Below are 15,977 nucleotides of genomic sequence, written 5' to 3' on the forward strand. Positions count from 1 at the left end.
CGGCGACGCGCGGCCCGTCATGCCGGGTGCGGGCGGTGGCGGGCACCAGGTCTGACGTGGACCGCCGCCACTTCAGTCCCGCGAAGTATGGCGCCGGGCCACATCGGAGGCGGACCCGTCCGCTGCCTAGGGTGCGGACATGACCGTGATCGGCACCCCAGGCCCGGTATCCCTCGACCTCGACGGCCGCACCGCGCTCGTCACCGGCGCGGCCAGCGGCATCGGACGCGCCTGCGCCCTGCGGCTGGCGGCGGCCGGCGCCACGGTTCGCGCGCTCGACCGGGACGCCGACGGCCTGGCCGGCCTCGTGGCGGCCCACCCGGACGGCGCCCGCGGCAGCATCGAACCCCGGCCGCTGGACCTCACCGATCTGGACGCGGCCGAACGGGCCGCGGCCGGCACCGATCTGCTCGTCAACAACGCGGGCCTCCAGCTCGTCCGACCCATCGAAGAGTTCCCGCCCGAGGTCTTCCGCCAGGTGCTGACCGTCATGCTGGAGGCGCCCTTCCGGCTGCTGCGGGGCGCGCTGCCCCATATGTACGCGCAGGGCTGGGGCCGTGTCGTCAACATCTCGTCCGTGCACGGCCTGCGGGCGTCCCCGTTCAAGTCCGCTTACGTCGCGGCCAAACACGGCCTTGAGGGGCTGTCCAAGACCGCCGCCCTGGAGGGCGCCGCACACGGCGTCACCAGCAACTGCCTCAACCCCGGCTATGTCCGCACCCCCCTCGTCGAGCGGCAGCTCGCCGACCAGGCCGCGGCGCACGGCATCCCCGAGGAACGCGTACTGGCCGGCCTCCTGCTCGCCGACTCCGCCCTCAAGCGGCTGCTCGAACCGGAGGAGGTCGCCGAGGCCGTCGCCTACCTCTGCACCCCGCAGGCCTCCTTCATGACGGGCACCTCACTGGTGATGGACGGGGGCTGGACCGCGCACTGAGCGGCCCGCCCGGCCGGTACCCGGATGCCCGGCTCGCGGTTCCCGGCGCGCGGCTCCCGGTTCCCGGGCCGCGGAGGCTGGCGCACCGTGACGCACCGAAGGTATCCCTGTGACCATGCCCACCGATCAGCCTGCGTCCGAGCCGCCCCCCGGGCCCGTGGACGCGCCCCCGCCGGCACCCGGCCCCGTAAACGCACGTCCGCAAGCGCCCGGTCCCTACGGCCACGGCCACGCCGCACCCGGCCCGCTCGCCCCCGCCCCGGCCGAGAACCCCTTCCTCGAACTCCTGGCCACCGGCGCCCCCGCCGAGGACTACGAACGGCCGGTGCTGCGCGCCCGGGCCGAGGGCGCGTCGGCCGGCCGGCTCGCCGCACTGGAGCGGGCCAAGCTCCTCGCGCTGCGGGTACGCGCCGAGCTGGAGGACCGCCGGCGGCGCGAGGCCGAGCTGTCCGCGCTCTACGCCACCGCGCACGACCTGGCCGGGCTGCGCGACCTCGACGCGGTGCTGCGTGCGATCGTGCGCCGGGCCCGGTCCCTGCTGGGCACCGAGGTCGCCTACCTCACCCTCCACGACACCGCCGCCGGTGACACCTATATGCGGGTCACCGACGGCTCGGTCTCCGCGCGGTTCCAGCAGCTGCGGCTCGGGATGGGCGAAGGCCTGGGCGGGCTGGTCGCGCAGACCGCCCGCCCGTACGTCACCGACAGCTACTTCCACGACGAGCGGTTCCGGCACACCCGCACCATCGACTCGGGCGTCCACGACGAGGGCCTGGTGGCGATCCTCGGGGTGCCGCTGATGCTCGGCAGCGGCGTGATCGGTGTCCTCTTCGCCGCCGACCGCCGCGAGCGGGTCTTCGAACACGGTCAGATCGCCCTGCTCGCCGCCCATGCGGCGCATGCCGCCGTCGCGATCGACACCGCCAACCTCCTCGCCGGGACCCGTAAGACCCTCACCGAACTGGAGGCCGCCAACGAGATCATCCGCGACCGCAGTTCGGCCATCGAGCGCGCCTCGGACATCCACGACCGGCTGACCGAACTGGTGCTGCGCGGCGGCGGGGTCGTGGACGTGGCGGACGCGGTGGCGGAAGTCCTGCACGGCGAGGTCGAGTTCGCCGATCCCGGCCGGGCACCGGCCGCGGCACTGGACCGCTCGCGCGCCGACGGCCACGCCGTACGGGAGGGCACCGAATGGGTCGCGGCGGTCGGGGCGGGCGGCGAGGTCCTGGGCGCCCTCGTCCTGCGCGGTCACCCGGCCCTCGACCCGGTCGACCAGCGCACCCTGGAGCGGGCCGCCATGGTCACCTCGCTGCTCCTGCTCGCCCGGCGGACCGCCGGCGAGGCCGAACAGCGCGTGCGCGGCGAACTGCTGGACGACATGCTGGACGCCGCCGACCGCGATCCCCGTCTGCTCGGCGAGCGCGCGGCCCGGGTCGGCGCGGACCTCGGTGCGCCGCATGTCGTCCTGGCGGCCCGGACCGACGGTGCACCACCGGGGCACGGCGACGCTGCACCCCCGGCGCACGGAGACAGCGCACCCCCGGCGCACGGAGCGGCGATACCCGACCGCGACGCCGCCTCCCTTTCCCAGGCCGCCTCCCCGCCCGGCGCTGCCTCCCCGCCCGATGCCGCCTCGCCACCCCACCGGGCCTCCCCGCCCGACGGTGCCGACCGCCGCCGCCTGTGGTCGGCGGCCTCCCATCTCGCTGCCACCCGCCATGGACTGGCCGCCGAACGGGACGGCGGCGCCGTTCTGCTGCTGCCGCTCGGCCCCGACGGGGACCCGGCGCACACCGCCCGCGAGATCGCCGCCCGGCTCGGGGCCGCGCTGCACCAGCCCGTCACGGTCGGCGCCTCGGCCCCGGTCCCGGCCCCCGCCGCCCGCCCCGCGGCGGTCGCGGACGCCTACGCCGAGGCCCGGCGCTGCCGGGAGGCACTGCGCGTACTGGGCCGGGCGGGCCAGGGCGCAGCCGCTGCCGACTTCGGCTTCCTCGGCCTGCTGCTCGCCGACACCCGCGATGTGGACGGCTTCGTCCACCGCACCCTGGGCGCGGTCGCCGACTACGACGCCCGCCGCGGGACGGAGCTGCTGCGCACCCTCGACGCCTACTTCGCCTGCGGGATGAGCCCGGCCCGTACCAAGGACGCCCTGCATGTCCATGTGAACACCGTCGCCCAGCGTCTGGAGCGGGTGAGCCGGCTGCTGGGCCCCGAATGGCAGACCCCGGCACGCGCCCTGGAAATCCAGCTGGCGCTGAGGCTGCACCAGCTGTCCTCCGCCGTGGCGCGCGATACCGGCGGGTAGACGGGCACGGTGCTCCGCGCCGTGCCCGCGGCCGGTCCGTACCGGTAGCCGCCTCCGGGTGCGCGCCGCCGCGACCTGCGGCAGCGTGGTGGCCGAAGCTGTCCCCCTTCCCACCGCACAGAGGAGTTCGTCATGGGTGACAAAGGCGCCATGGACAAGATGAAGGGCAAGGCCAAGCAGAAGGCCGGCAAGATCACGGGCGACGAGCGCCTGAAGAGCGAAGGCCGTACGGACGAGGCCAAGGGCAAGGCCAAGGGCGCGATGGGCAACGCCAAGGAGAACATGCAGGGGATGAAGGACTCCCTGAAGGGCAAGAACCACTCCTGACGCCCGGCGGGGGCGTGGCGGACCTGCTGCCCCGTCTCCCGGAGCGTCCCCGGGCCCGCCACGCCCCCGCCGAACATCAGGTTCCCGGCCCCTGGGGCCTGTCTTCACGGTCCCGTCTGCCTTACGGGCGAACGAGGGGACCGTGAAGACAGGCCCCAGGGGCCGGCCCCCTCAGGACGGTACGGCCGACGACGCCCCGCCTTCCGCCGCTCCCGTGCCCGTGCCCGTGCCCGTCGCACGGAGCGCACCGGCCGTCGCCCTGCCGTCCACCGCAGTGAGATCCCGGCTGCGGGTCTCGCGCGCCACGCCCACCGCGAGCAGCGTCAGCAGGGCGGCGGCGATGACATACAGGGCGATCGGCGTCGGGCTGTCGAAGTCGGCGAGCAGCGCGGTCGCGATCAGCGGGGCGGGCGCGCCGGCCGCGACCGAGGAGAACTGGGCTCCGATCGAGGCGCCCGAGTACCGCATCCGGGTCGCGAACATCTCCGCGAAGAAGGCCGCCTGCGGCGCATACATGGCACCGTGGAAGACCAGCCCGACGCTCACCGCGAGCAGCAGCGGCCCGAACTGGCGGGAGTCCACCAGCGCGAAGAACGGGAACGCCCAGACGGCGACACCGACCGCGCCCAGGAGGTAGACGGGCCGGCGCCCGATCCGGTCCGAGAGCGCGCCCCAGGCAGGGATGACCGCGAAGTGCAGCGCGGAAGCGATCAATACGGCGTGGAGGGCGGTCTGCTGCGACAGCCCGGTGTGCACGGTGGCATAGACGAGCACAAACGCCGTGATCACGTAGTACGAGATGTTCTCGGCCATCCGTGCGCCCATCGCGATCAGCACATCCCGCCAGTGGTGGACGAGCACCGCCACCAACGGCAGCTTCTCCACCGCTGCACCCTCCGCCCGCCGTTCCTCGGCGCTCGCCAACGCGGCCTTGAACACCGGCGATTCATCCACCGAGAGCCGGACCCACAGCCCCACGACCACCAGCACCCCCGAGAGCAGGAACGGCACCCGCCACCCCCAGGACGCGAACGCCGCATCCGACAACACCGCCGTCATGACCGACAGCACGCCGGTGGCCAGCAACTGCCCTGCGGGTGCGCCGGTTTGCGGCCAGGACGCCCAGAATCCGCGCCGCCGTGCGTCACCGTGCTCCGACACCAGCAGCACCGCGCCGCCCCACTCACCGCCCAGCGCGAATCCCTGGACCAGCCGCAGCACGGTCAGCAGCACCGGCGCCGCGGTGCCGACCGTCGCATGCGTCGGCAGCAACCCGATCCCGAACGTCGCGCCACCCATCATCAGCAGGCTCAGCACCAGCAGTTTCTTACGCCCCAGCCGGTCCCCGTAATGCCCGAACACCAAGGCCCCGAGGGGCCGCGCCGCAAAGCCCACCGCGTAGGTCAAAAACGACAACAGGGTCCCGACGAGCGGATCGGAACCGGGAAAGAACAGCTTGTTGAACACCAGCGCCGCGGCAGACCCGTAGAGAAAGAAGTCGTACCACTCAACGGTGGTACCGATCAGGCTCGCAGCGACGATGCGCTTGAGGTCGGCGGGTGGCGGGGGAGCGGTTGCGGGCATCGACACCACTTCCTGACGTTGGACGGCCACGTTTTCGTGTCGCCACACCGTAGGAATGCCCAGGTCAGAGGCGTATGTGGTGGGGCACCATAGTTCTGGGCGTTGACGTACGCGTGCCCACCATGGAGGCGCCGCGTGCTGACTGAGCAGGTCGAACTCGGCCGTGGGCTGCAGATCGGGCGTCGTAGTGCCGGGGTGTCTGCGGGTACGCAGCTCCCGGGCCGCCGTTCACGCAAAGTGCAGGTGTTGCACGGGTGGCCCCCCCGGCCCGGCCCCGTACGCCCTGAACTGGCCTACGACGCACGCGCCCCGGAGCTGCACACCTCGCCGCTCACCACGTGAAGGAGCAGAACACGTCCCGCTCCTTCAGGCTCTGCCGGCCCTGCCTTTGACCACCTTCGCCCGGAACCGGCAAGCCCTCGGCAGATATATGGACACCTGCGCAAAAGACAGTTGATGCAGAGAAATTGACCTTTGGTATCTGCCACCTGCCGTCAAGTCCTGGGCAGGAAATCCTTGGCCACTGTGGCGCTGGGGATACAGAACTGATTGCAGGACAATTACCTTCCGAAATGTGGATGTTGACTGCCTCTGACATCATGCGCATAGATGGCGACAGGAGAAGCTGTTGGGTTGTACGGGCGAAGTGGTGGGGCGACTTCGATCCCTCGTTGCCGCCCCAGCTTGGTGAACCTGGTCTACCCGGATGGCGGGAACCGGAACGACAAGGTCGACAGCTTCGAAGGCCGTCGCAGCTGACCTGACCTGCCCACAAACGGTTCGCGGCGCTCGCGCAGCGGCATGGTGTGCGAGCGCCCGGGGCCGGGAGGCGTCAGACCCGACCTCACCTCCTGTCATCGCGTCATAGGCTCCTGCCATGGGAATCTTGCTTGCAGTGGTGTACATAGCCGTGGGGGCCACCGTGCTGTTCGATGTCGGCGGTCTGATTCGCCGCAGATGCGAGCGACTGCAAAAGAAGGCGGCTGAGCGCCACCGCGAAATGCTCTGGGCGAACGGGCGCCTCGAGACGCCTTACGTACCCGTGCCATTCGCCCGACCCGGTTTCCTCCGTGCTCTGGGGCTTCCCATCGCTCTCGTGGGTTGCCTGCTCCTCCTGCTGCATCTCGACTGATCTGTTCATCAACAGGGGCGTGGGGGCGGAACAGTGGCGTCGACCACTCCATGATTCAAGGAACGCAGCCAGTCCCTGAGCATTCACCCTCATGGGATGACCCTGCCCATCCCCAGCCGACACCCGCGCCCCTTGAGCTCACTCACTTCGGCCGTGCGGAAATCAAAGAGCCCGGCCGCATGCCATGAATCCAATCGATTCGGCAGCATTCATGCTCCAATGTCCGGGTCATACCTGGCAGCCCGCCTTGGCAGGGAAAGGGCACGCGCGTTCCGCAGCGCCGGCTCTTGTCCTCGCCGTGGCGGTAGGCCCGTCCCGGCGAAAGGACATGCAGGATGTCGAATCACTTCACCGGCCTCAGTCTTGGCCCACCGCTCGGGGACCAAAGGCTCGACCTCTGTGACCTCTACGCGTTTCAGTCCCCCGCTGACCCGGCGCGGACGGTGCTCATCCTCAACGCGAACCCGAATGCCGATGCTTTGCATCCTGATGCCGTCTATCGCCTCAACATCGACAATGACGGGGACTGTCTCGCCGACATGGCGATCAGTTACGTGTTCTCTCCACCGCAGGACGGCCGTCAGACCTTCAGTGTCTTCGTGGCGACAGGCGAGGAGGCCCGCTCGGCCGAAGCCGTCGGGCAGAAAGTCGTCACTGACGCGGAGGTGTCGTTCGGCACCATGGCGAACCGCGTCACCTCCGGTCCCTACACGTTCTTCGCCGGTAGTCGAAGCGACGCGTTCTTCTTCGACTACGACGGGATCAAGAATCTCTTCGACACCACCGGAGGCAGAAACTTCACCGCGCCTCATCTCGGTGGCACCTCACCGTGGACCGGTGTCGACTCGAACACGGAAGCCAATGTGTTCTCGACGGTGATGGAACTGCCGACGAGTGAGCTCCGCGCCGACCCCGAGATCCGTATCTGGGGCCGGTGCAGTGTCCGGAAGGACGGCCGGCTCGTCCACGCCGACCGTGCGGCCCACCCTTCGGTCAGCAGCTTCTTCAACACCGACGAGACGAAGGAGGAGTACAACGCCGGCGAACCGGTGAACGACCGTGAGCGTTGGACCGATCTGTTCGTCCACCTCATGGGACACACCGGCAATTACACACGCGAAGAAGCCGTCGCGGCGATTGACGCCGACCGCATTCTGCCCGACATGCTGGCATTTGATCCCTCGAAGCCCGCGCAATATCCCAACGGCCGCGTCTTCACCGACGACGTCATCAACTACCGGCTCTCCTTCCTCTCGAAGGGCGACATCCCTCCCACCGGGCTCGCACCGCACACGGACCTTCTGAACGAATTTCCCTACCTCGGAAATCCGCACTCCAAGGGGAACTGACCCCGCGGCGGTTCGGTTCGACCCGGACGCGGACTCGCGGTCGAACTCGCTCCTATACGGGTCAACGTGATCTCCCCGGGCACCGTCGACGGCAACCTCTGGGCACAGCGACCGGCTCACGAGCGTGACGCCGGCTTCACGCAGTACCGCAACGACACCCTGCTGCACCAGCTCGGAACCGAGGGCGAGAACGGCCCGGAAACCCGCAGGGGAAGACGCCGGGCCGTGCGGGCTTGGGGTCAGAACTTTGGGCAGAGGTTTGTGTGCACGGCCACGACGATCTGGGCGGCCTTGACCTTGCCGAAGCCCTGGGGGTGACGGGGCGAGGTGAACCGCATCTCCGCCATTCTCGCCTGCTTCGACGTGTCCTTGGGGAAGCTGTGGATCGTTTGGCACTGATTGCGTCCGCGGTCGACGGCTTTGGCCTCCTTGCCGTGCACGATGTCCGGGTCGATGCCGGTCAGTGCACGGATGTAGGCAAGTCGCATGGCGGCGTCCGGCTCGGGCGGGATGCCTGCGGAGGCTTCGGCGCCCGCAATGTCCTTGGCGGAGGGGGCACTCGGCGCCGTGGTGGGTGTCTTCTTCGGCGCCGCGTTGGTGCTGTCGTCGCTGCTGCACGCGGTGAGCGCGGCGGCCAGGACGAGTGCGGTCAGTGCGGTGGCGGCGGTGCGCTTCACGTGTTCCGGCTCCCGAGTGGGTGACTGATGGCACCGGTGTGACCGCCGAGGCTGGGCGAAGGTTGTGTGGTGGCCCCGCGTCGCTGCTGGCGGGAGGCGCTGTGCGTTTTGCCTGTCTCGGTCACGAGACGGTCTACGTTGGTGTCCGCCAGTCAAAGGACCTCCGCGACATTCTGGACGACACGGCAGGCGGCATCGCCACTACCGCCGACCACTACGACGACAACGAGAGTCACACGGACTCCTCCATGAAGGGAATCCGACCGTGACGGCGACAGCCGCACAGGCCGGCAGTCCGAGTGCCGCGTACGACTGGACCCACAACGCGCACCAGACGGAGTTCCCCGAGGTCCCGCACGCCCGGAGTCCGGACCGGAGCGCCATCAGCGGAGCCGTGGACGAGGCGGTCCAGTGGACGCTGGAGAAGACCGGCACACTCCGATCCGCTGGGCGGTCGGTGCGACACCCCTGCCCTGGCTCATCCCGGACTCCTGGAAGCGGCTGCAGTGGCTCGTTGAGGGCGATGACTTCTCCGATCATGTCGAGCGTGGCTGGAGCAGGTTCTACCGGTGTCTGCGCCGCTCGTTTCACGGGTGGTCCTGGGGTGGCGGGTACCGCAGTATGGCCGGAAGCCTGCTCATCGCCGTGCGCAACGCGTACGACTCGGACGGCGAGAACGACGATTTTCTGCTGGTGGTCACCAGCCGGCGGCTGCTCGTGCTGAGCGAGCCGATGACGCTCTCACGGCACCTGCCCGCCCGTCTGCTCGCGGAATTCCCGCGGGAGGCGTTTGCCCAGCGGCAGCAGCCCCACCCGGCGCGGCAGGAGTTCCGGGCCGATATCGCCTTCGGCGACGGTTCGTGGATCGCCTTGAAGACCGGCAGGATCGCGCAGACGAAGACCTTGAAGAAGGTGCTGTAACGGCGGGGGAGTGCAGCTCCTGTAGTAGCGGTAGCGGGCGGGCGGGTCGGCTGCGCCGGTTCCCGGGTGTGCGGCCGGCTGCACGGTAACCACTCCGGCCGCCGGTGCGACGCCGGCTCCGTCGGGGGCCCGGGAGAAGGTCGTCAAAAGTTTTTCAACGCTCCACCAATCCGTGGGCGTTGCGGTTCCGAATCACGGCAGACACCTCGCCGAGGTGTCTGTCTCGAACCCGGACGACGTGCGGCCTCCCCCCTTCCCCGCGGAGGCCGCCGGAAAAGGATCGAACGTGATAGCCAAGCGCACCAGCCGCCTCGCCGCACTCGTCGCTCTGCCCGCCGCCATGGCCCTCACCGTGGGCGCCTCGTCCCAGGCCGCCGCCGAGGGCACCGGAGCGTTCCAGATCAATCTGGCGCAGCTGAACGACTCCGGTTCCAAGGGCACGGCGATGCTCAGCCTCCAGGGCAACCGGCTGACGGTGAAGATCGAGTCCGAGGGTCTCGTACCCGGACAGCCCCACGCCCAGCACCTCCACGGCTCCACCGATGGTCATGACTTCCACTGCCCGGATGCGAGCGCCGACACGAACGGCGACGGAGTCATCGACAACACCGAAGCGACGGTCGACTACGGCAACATCAACATCTCCCTCACCACCAAGGGACCCACGGACATGATGAGCGGTCTCGCCGTCGACCGTATGCCCATGGCGGACGCGCAGGGCAAGCTCTCCTACCAGCGCACACTCACCGTCTCCCAGGCCGTGGTCGACCACATCAAGGACCTGCACATCGTGCAGCACGGCATCGACCGCAACAACAACCAGAAATACGACTTCGACGGTGCGGGCAAGAGCGAACTCGATCCCAAGCTCCCCCAGGAGGCCACCGCTCCGACCAACTGCGGTGAGGTCAAAGGCGCTGCGGTGGGGTCCATACCGGTCGGCGGGGTCGAGACCGGAACCGGGCCCTCCGAGGAGGAAGGGGTGCCGTTCGCGGTGCTGGGGGCCGGAGGCGTCGCCTTCGTGGCGTTGACCGGTGTGCTGGCCGTCATGCGGCGGCGGAAGACCGTGCTCGCCGCCGGGCGGCCCGGGAGCAACGGGAGCGTCGCATGAGCCGCCGGAGCGAGGACAGCGTGATCACTGTACGGCGCCGGGGCCACCGAGTCCTCGGCTGCGCGATCGCCGCGGCACTGGCGAGCGTGCTCGTCGCCGGGTGCGGAGGACAGGAAACGGCGTCGCCCCCGTCGGCTCCCGTGGGGCAGCCGCCGGCCCAGGGAGGGGACTCGTCCCAGGGCGGGGGCTCGGCCCAGGACGGAGCGACGGGTGAAGGATCCGGGAGCCAGGCTGCCGCGAGCATGCCGAAGTCCGCTCCGCAACGGCTCTCCATCCCGTCGCTCCAGGTCTCCTCCACGCTGGAGACGCTGGGACAGCACAAGAACGGAGCCATGGAGACCCCGCGCGATCCCGACAAGGCGGGCTGGTACCGGCCGGGGCCGACGCCCGGCTCCCAGGGACCCGCCGTGATCGCAGGTCATGTCTCCTGGAACGGCAAGCCGTCGGTGTTCGAGAAGCTGTCGACGATGAAGGCCGGTGACACCATCGAGGTCGCCCGGCAGGACGGGAAGACCGCGAAATTCACGGTGGACCGTGTCGCCCAGTACCCGAAGAACAAGTTCCCCACGGTCGAGGTGTACAAGAACATCGACCATGCCGGCCTCCGCCTGATCACCTGCGGCGGCCGGTACGACGAGGGCCGGCACTACTTCCCCGACAATGTGGTGGTGTTCGCCAGCCTCACGGGCAGTGCGTAAGCCGAATCCCTGAGAACGGGCCGACGGTCCGGCGCCCCTTACGGGAAGCCGGGCCGCCGGATCGTCCGCGGTCAGCAACCGCCATACTGCGTGCGATCTTTCTGCTCGCCCTGAAGGGAACCCCGCGACGTGTCCTCCACCCCCTCCCTGCCCCTCACGCGCACCCGTGTCGTCATCGTCGGCGCCGGGCCCGCCGGACTCACCGTGGCAAATCTGCTGCGCGCCGCCGGAGTCGACTGTGTGGTGCTGGAGACGGAGAGCAGGGAATTCATCGAGCAGCGGCCGCGCGCCGGGTTCATGGAGGAGTGGGCGGTGCATGCGCTGGCCCGGCACGGGCTGGCCGACCGGCTGCTCGAACGCGCCGAAACCCAGGGGGAGTTCGAGTTCCGCTTCGACGGCGAGCGGCACCTCGTACCGACGGCACAGCTGTCGGGGCGGCGCCACTACGTCTATCCACAGCCGCTGCTGGTCACCGACCTGGTGGCGTCGTATGCGGACACGGCGGGCGGTGAGGTGCGCTTCGGTGTACGCGAGGTGGAGTTGCACGACATCGGCGGGGACCGGCCGGCCGTCTCCTACACCGACCCGGTGACCGGCGCCCGGCACCGTATCGCGTGCGACTTCATCGCGGGCTGCGACGGTGCGCGCGGGGTGAGCCGGGCGGCCATACCCGCCGGCCGGGCGGTCCTCACCCGCCATGACCACGGCGTCGCCTGGCTCGCGCTCCTCGCCGAGGCGCCGCCGTCCGCCGACGGTGTGGTCTTCGGTATCCACGAGCGCGGATTCGGTGCCCATATGGCCCGTAGTCCCCAGGTCACCCGCTACTACCTCCAGGTCGAGCCGGGCGAGGACGCCGGGAACTGGTCGCACAGCAGGGTGTGGAACGAGCTGCACACCCGGCTCGCCGCCGCCGGCGCCCCGCCGCTGACCGAAGGGCCGCTGATCGAGAAGGCGGTCCTGGACATGCACGACTACGTGGTGGAGCCGATGGCGTACGGCCGCCTCTACCTGGCGGGTGACTCGGCGCACCTGGTGGCGCCGATCGCCGCAAAGGGCATGAACCTGGCGCTCCACGACGCCCTGCTGCTCAGCGAGGCGCTGATCGCGCACTACCAGGGCGACGACAGCGGCCTCGAAGGCTATGGCCAGGCCTGTCTTCGGCGGGTCTGGCAGTACCTGGAGTTCTCGCAGTGGCTCTCCTATGTGCTGCACGGTGCCTCGTCCGGCGACCGCATGCAGGCGGGCACGGCCTCCGCGCGGCTGCGGCGGCTGCTGGGGTCCCCGTCCGCGGCGAAGGCGTTCGCCGGCTTGTACCTCGGAGAGGAGGCGGATCTGTAGTCCCGGCGGGCTGTACCCCGGCGGGGACGCGGATCCGTAGCCCGGGCTGTATCTCGGCGGGGACGCGGATCTGTAGTGTCGTGACCGACGCACCCGAAACCGCACGTCCGTGGGGTGATTCACATCCCGGAGTGGGGTGGGCTCCCGGCGGGCCGGGTACGCGGCCACGTGATCGCCGGGCGAGATACCGTTGTGAAGTGGTAGAAATTCGGCGAAAAGCATCGCTGAAACTCCGAGGAAGGGAGACGCCATGTCGTCGAAGCGCCGTCGCAAGAAGAAGGCCCGTCGCAAGAACGGGGCCAACCACGGCAAGCGGCCGCAGTCCTGAATCAAGGACGGTGACCTGAGGGACCTCCCCGAGGGGGTTTCTGTGGGCTCCTCGCCTCCATTTCGGCGGACGCGAGGAGCCCACAGTGGTCACCGCACCCTGGTCAGGGCCTGGTCAGGGCCTCGGCTATGCGCTGGGTGGCCTGTGCCTGGGTGGCGTCGCGACGGGTCGGGTTGAACGAGATGACCACGCGCCGCTGTTGGTCGCGGGTGGCGAACAAGGCCGAGGAATAGCCGTACCGTTCACCGGTCTTGCCCCACAGCGTGATGCCGTTGACCGTGACGGTCTGCAGGCCGGCGGAGTAGCGCGCAGGGCTGCCGTCCAGCATGAGCACCTCGTCGGGCGGCAGGGTGAACATCCGCTCCAGTTGACGAGGCGGCAGAAGTTCGCCCGAGAATAGGGCCGTCAGGAAGCGGTCCAGATCGCCGGTGTGGGAGATCATCTCGCCCTCACCCCAGGCGAGCGACTGGTCGAACGCGGTGATGTCCAGCAGGGATCCGTCCGTCATCTTCATATAGCCGTGCACATGGGGCCCGTGGAGGTACGGGTCGTTGCCCGGCACGGAGGTGTGCCGCAGGTCCAGTGGGCGCAGAATGCGACGGGCGATCACCTCGCCGTAGGGGCGCCCCGTCAGCTCCTCGATCAGCAGTGCCAGAAGGACGTAGTTGATGCCCCGGTACTCCTGCCTGGTGCCCGGGGTGAATTTCATGGAACCGTGCGAAACCAGCGCCACGATCTGGTGGGGCGTCCACCGGTCGTAGCGGTGCCGGGCAATCGACTCCGGGGTGGACAGGTCATAGGGCGGGGCCTGCTCGTCGGGCAGCCCGCTGGTGTGCTGCAGCAGCTGCAACACCGTGACCGGCGGGAAATGCGTCGGCAGCAGACCCGGGAGACACCGCTGGACCGGCGTCTCCAGCGGGAGCCGGTGTTCGGCCGCGAGCTGCAGCACCACCGTCGCCACGAACACCTTGGTGATACTGCCGATCCGGAAGGTGTCCCGCTCATGGATCTCCCGCCCGGTGTCCCGGTCGGCGACGCCGGCGGTGCCGTACCACCGCCCGGCAGAGCCGCTCACCCGCAGCTGGCAGCCGGTCAGCTGCGGATGCGCGAGGTCACCGACGGCGGCCCGCAGTGCCGGCACATTCAGCGGAGGAACGGGCGCGGGTGCCGGGCCGGGCCGAGGCGGCGGACCGTCCGACGAGCGGGGTGCGGGCGGACGGGAGGAGGCTCGCGCCGGCCCCGCTGTCGCGGCCGCCACCGCACCGGACAGCGCGGCGCCCACAACCACCCTGCGGGTTAAGGGGGAAGGGCTCGTGAAGGAAGAAGGGCTCATGCCGGACAGCTTTCCGTGTGCCGCCCGCGCTGCCTTCAGGGATCTCCCTGATCCGCCCCTGAGCTGGCCCTGAGCAGCATCGGGACGTGCCCTTGCCCCGGCTTACTACATCACCGGCGTATGGGGTGCCGCTTTCGGGGTGGCGGCGATAGTGGGGGCCTTCGGCGACCTCGTGCTGCACAATTCCCATGATCTGTGGACGGGGTGGATCATCCAGATCGCGGCCGTCATCGTCGCGCTGCAGTTCACACGGTGGTATCCGGATGTCGTGCGTGCGCGTGCCCGGCGGGAACAGGGCCTGCCGGGACCGCCGGAACCACCGGTCAGCGACCTGCTCCTGCCGCTCGCCGGCTATCCGACCCCGGTGGGGATCCTGGTGCTCGCCTTCAACGCGGGGCCGGTATGGCTCGGCGCAGGGCTGATCGTGGTGGGAGTGCTGCTGGTCAAGTCGTTGAACCGCCCCTCGCCGGCCGAGCCCGGTACGGACGGCCGCGCGTGACGGCGGCGGGTATGCCCTGGTCGCCCGACGCCGACGCCGACGCCGACGCCGACGCCGACGCCGACGCCGACGCCGACGCCGACGCCGACCAAGGCGCGTCAGTGGTGGGGACCCTGCCGGCCCAGGGTCTCCACGGGGGCCGCGCCGGGGCGGGTCCACTGGGGTACGGGCCGGCTGGTCGGACCCCAGGTGGCGACGCCGTCGGCATCCGAGCGCCAGTACCAGCAGGCCTGCCGGCCCCCGGACGGGTACCCCTCGCGGACATCGCCGATCACGGGCCGGCCCTCGGGGTTGTCCTCCCACGCCTCGCCGCGGCCGTAGGGCGTCATGTCGAGCAGGCCGAGGGACCCGTTGACCGGCTCATTGCCGCGGCCCGTCGTGGAGTAGGTGAGGAACACGCGGTCGCCGTCGCGCAGGAAGCAGAGGAGGTGGCCCATTTCCCCGCCGATCGGCGCCGCCACGCCCCGCACCGAGTACCAGGGCTGGGTGTAGCCCATGAACGCGACGTAGGGAGCCACCTCGTCCCACGGGCCCGAGGTCAGGACGGCGGACGAGACGCCCCGGGCGTTGAGGTAGACGGCGTCCTTCATGTGCCAGGCCGTGGTGGTGCAGCCCTCGCACTGCCCCTGGTGCGGGGCGCCGTCGTACCACATGTGCTGGTAGACCACGAGCTCGTCGCGCCCCTGGAACAGGTCGAGGAACGGGACCGGCCCGTCAGCGCCGGTGACCTCGACGGTGCCGTCGAGCTCGACCATCGGCAGCCGCCGCCGGGCCGCGGCGATCGCGTCGCCCTCATGGGTGTGCGCCTTCTCGCGGACCAGCAGCTCCTCGCGCGCCGCCTGCCAGGTGGCCAGGCCGACGACCGGCGGCTTGCCGGGGAGGTCGCTGCTCGCGCTGCCGGGCGTGGTCGTCATGGTGTCCTCCGTGGTGTCTCGTGCCGGGCGGCGTCGTACGGCGTCCCACGACGCTCACCGGAACAGACTCGCGACGCGGCCCAAACTCATCGCGGCAATGGGGCGCCCTCCGCCGAGCCTGCACGGACCACCTCGGGCTGACAAGTTCACGGCCGCGCTCTTAGACTCGGTGGATGATCTTCATTGTCGTCAAGTTCCCCGTGAAACCCGAGTACGCCGAAGAGTGGCCGCAGCACGTCGCATCCTTCACCGGCGCCACCCGCGCCGAGCCCGGCAATCTGTGGTTCGAATGGTCCCGCAGCGTCGAGGACCCGAACACCTATGTCCTGGTCGAGGCATTCCAGGACGATGCTGCCGAAGCGCATGTCAATTCCGACCACTTCCGCGCCGGGATCGAGACGATGCGCCCGCTGCTGCGTCGTACCCCGGACATCGTGAGCACCACCATCGAGGGTGCGAACGGCTGGAGCGCGATGGGCGAGATCACCATCGACTGAGGGGCGAGATCACCATCGACTGAGGAG

Annotated in this window: 16 protein-coding genes and 1 pseudogene; 13 read left to right on the forward strand and 4 right to left on the reverse strand. The window is 70.0% G+C overall.

The genetic code is table 11. From position 1 onward, the window contains the following. Positions 1 to 139: 139 nt before the first annotated feature. The 3 genes from OHS81_RS31520 to OHS81_RS31530 all read left to right on the forward strand — a co-directional run bounded on the left by OHS81_RS31520 (position 140) and on the right by OHS81_RS31530 (position 3,569). Positions 140 to 934 carry a 3-hydroxybutyrate dehydrogenase gene (locus OHS81_RS31520; protein ID WP_328388866.1) on the forward strand — a complete coding sequence of 265 codons (795 nt, stop codon included), beginning with the start codon at positions 140 to 142 and terminating at the stop codon, positions 932 to 934. Between the two features lie 115 nt (positions 935 to 1,049). Continuing rightward, positions 1,050 to 3,242 (forward strand): helix-turn-helix domain-containing protein, encoded by a 2,193-nt coding sequence (locus OHS81_RS31525; protein ID WP_328388868.1) that lies wholly within the window; start codon positions 1,050 to 1,052, stop codon positions 3,240 to 3,242. A 132-nt stretch (positions 3,243 to 3,374) separates the two neighbouring features. Next, complete coding sequence (locus OHS81_RS31530; RefSeq protein WP_328388870.1) at positions 3,375 to 3,569, forward strand: CsbD family protein; 195 nt, start codon at positions 3,375 to 3,377, stop codon at positions 3,567 to 3,569. Between the two features lie 171 nt (positions 3,570 to 3,740). Here OHS81_RS31530 and OHS81_RS31535 read toward each other — a convergent pair whose 3' ends face one another. Beyond that, on the reverse strand, positions 3,741 to 5,153 hold the full coding sequence (locus tag OHS81_RS31535) for an MFS transporter (protein ID WP_443058793.1): 1,413 nt from the start codon (positions 5,151 to 5,153) through the stop codon (positions 3,741 to 3,743). Positions 5,154 to 6,030: 877 nt separating this feature from the next. On the opposite strand from OHS81_RS31535, the gene OHS81_RS31540 reads away from it, so the two are divergent. The 3 genes and pseudogenes from OHS81_RS31540 to OHS81_RS37520 form a co-directional block, all read left to right on the forward strand. Further along, on the forward strand, positions 6,031 to 6,285 hold the full coding sequence (locus OHS81_RS31540) for a hypothetical protein (protein ID WP_328388874.1): 255 nt from the start codon (positions 6,031 to 6,033) through the stop codon (positions 6,283 to 6,285). Between the two features lie 335 nt (positions 6,286 to 6,620). Then, positions 6,621 to 7,634, forward strand: coding sequence for a DUF4331 family protein (locus OHS81_RS31545; protein WP_328388876.1), 1,014 nt, complete (start codon positions 6,621 to 6,623; stop codon positions 7,632 to 7,634). Positions 7,635 to 7,670: 36 nt separating this feature from the next. Then, positions 7,671 to 7,952: pseudogene (locus OHS81_RS37520) on the forward strand (hypothetical protein); the annotation flags it as partial. Here the strand turns inward: OHS81_RS37520 and OHS81_RS31550 are convergent. Next, positions 7,874 to 8,311 (reverse strand): hypothetical protein, encoded by a 438-nt coding sequence (locus tag OHS81_RS31550; RefSeq protein ID WP_328388878.1) that lies wholly within the window; start codon positions 8,309 to 8,311, stop codon positions 7,874 to 7,876. The pseudogene OHS81_RS37520 and the gene OHS81_RS31550 overlap by 79 nt on opposite strands. A gap of 411 nt (positions 8,312 to 8,722) precedes the next feature. On the opposite strand from OHS81_RS31550, the gene OHS81_RS31555 reads away from it, so the two are divergent. The 5 genes from OHS81_RS31555 to OHS81_RS37525 all read left to right on the forward strand — a co-directional run bounded on the left by OHS81_RS31555 (position 8,723) and on the right by OHS81_RS37525 (position 12,707). Next, on the forward strand, positions 8,723 to 9,232 hold the full coding sequence (locus OHS81_RS31555) for a hypothetical protein (protein ID WP_328388880.1): 510 nt from the start codon (positions 8,723 to 8,725) through the stop codon (positions 9,230 to 9,232). 286 nt (positions 9,233 to 9,518) lie between these two features. Further along, complete coding sequence (locus OHS81_RS31560) at positions 9,519 to 10,343, forward strand: hypothetical protein (RefSeq protein ID WP_328388882.1); 825 nt, start codon at positions 9,519 to 9,521, stop codon at positions 10,341 to 10,343. A 242-nt stretch (positions 10,344 to 10,585) separates the two neighbouring features. Then, a complete protein-coding gene (locus tag OHS81_RS31565) occupies positions 10,586 to 11,041 on the forward strand; it encodes a class F sortase (protein WP_328388884.1) in 456 nt (151 codons plus the stop codon). 129 nt (positions 11,042 to 11,170) lie between these two features. Next, positions 11,171 to 12,379 carry a 4-hydroxybenzoate 3-monooxygenase gene (locus tag OHS81_RS31570; protein WP_328388886.1) on the forward strand — a complete coding sequence of 403 codons (1,209 nt, stop codon included), beginning with the start codon at positions 11,171 to 11,173 and terminating at the stop codon, positions 12,377 to 12,379. Positions 12,380 to 12,629: 250 nt separating this feature from the next. Continuing rightward, a complete protein-coding gene (locus tag OHS81_RS37525; protein ID WP_370454205.1) occupies positions 12,630 to 12,707 on the forward strand; it encodes a 50S ribosomal protein bL37 in 78 nt (25 codons plus the stop codon). Positions 12,708 to 12,810: 103 nt separating this feature from the next. Here OHS81_RS37525 and OHS81_RS31575 read toward each other — a convergent pair whose 3' ends face one another. Continuing rightward, positions 12,811 to 13,848, reverse strand: a complete 1,038-nt coding sequence (locus OHS81_RS31575) for a serine hydrolase domain-containing protein (RefSeq protein ID WP_328388888.1) — start codon at positions 13,846 to 13,848, stop codon at positions 12,811 to 12,813. Between the two features lie 331 nt (positions 13,849 to 14,179). Here OHS81_RS31575 and OHS81_RS31580 point away from each other — a divergent pair, with 331 nt between their 5' ends. Then, positions 14,180 to 14,539 carry a hypothetical protein gene (locus tag OHS81_RS31580; RefSeq protein WP_328388890.1) on the forward strand — a complete coding sequence of 120 codons (360 nt, stop codon included), beginning with the start codon at positions 14,180 to 14,182 and terminating at the stop codon, positions 14,537 to 14,539. Positions 14,540 to 14,637: 98 nt separating this feature from the next. On the opposite strand, the gene OHS81_RS31585 is transcribed toward OHS81_RS31580, so the two are convergent. After that, on the reverse strand, positions 14,638 to 15,453 hold the full coding sequence (locus OHS81_RS31585; protein WP_328388892.1) for a DUF899 family protein: 816 nt from the start codon (positions 15,451 to 15,453) through the stop codon (positions 14,638 to 14,640). 173 nt (positions 15,454 to 15,626) lie between these two features. Here OHS81_RS31585 and OHS81_RS31590 point away from each other — a divergent pair, with 173 nt between their 5' ends. Next, positions 15,627 to 15,950: a putative quinol monooxygenase gene (locus OHS81_RS31590; protein ID WP_328388894.1), complete on the forward strand. Its 324-nt coding sequence runs from the start codon at positions 15,627 to 15,629 to the stop codon at positions 15,948 to 15,950. Positions 15,951 to 15,977: the final 27 nt, after the last annotated feature.

The sequence above is a fragment of the Streptomyces sp. NBC_00400 genome, from assembly GCF_036048035.1.
Taxonomy (GTDB): domain Bacteria; phylum Actinomycetota; class Actinomycetes; order Streptomycetales; family Streptomycetaceae; genus Streptomyces.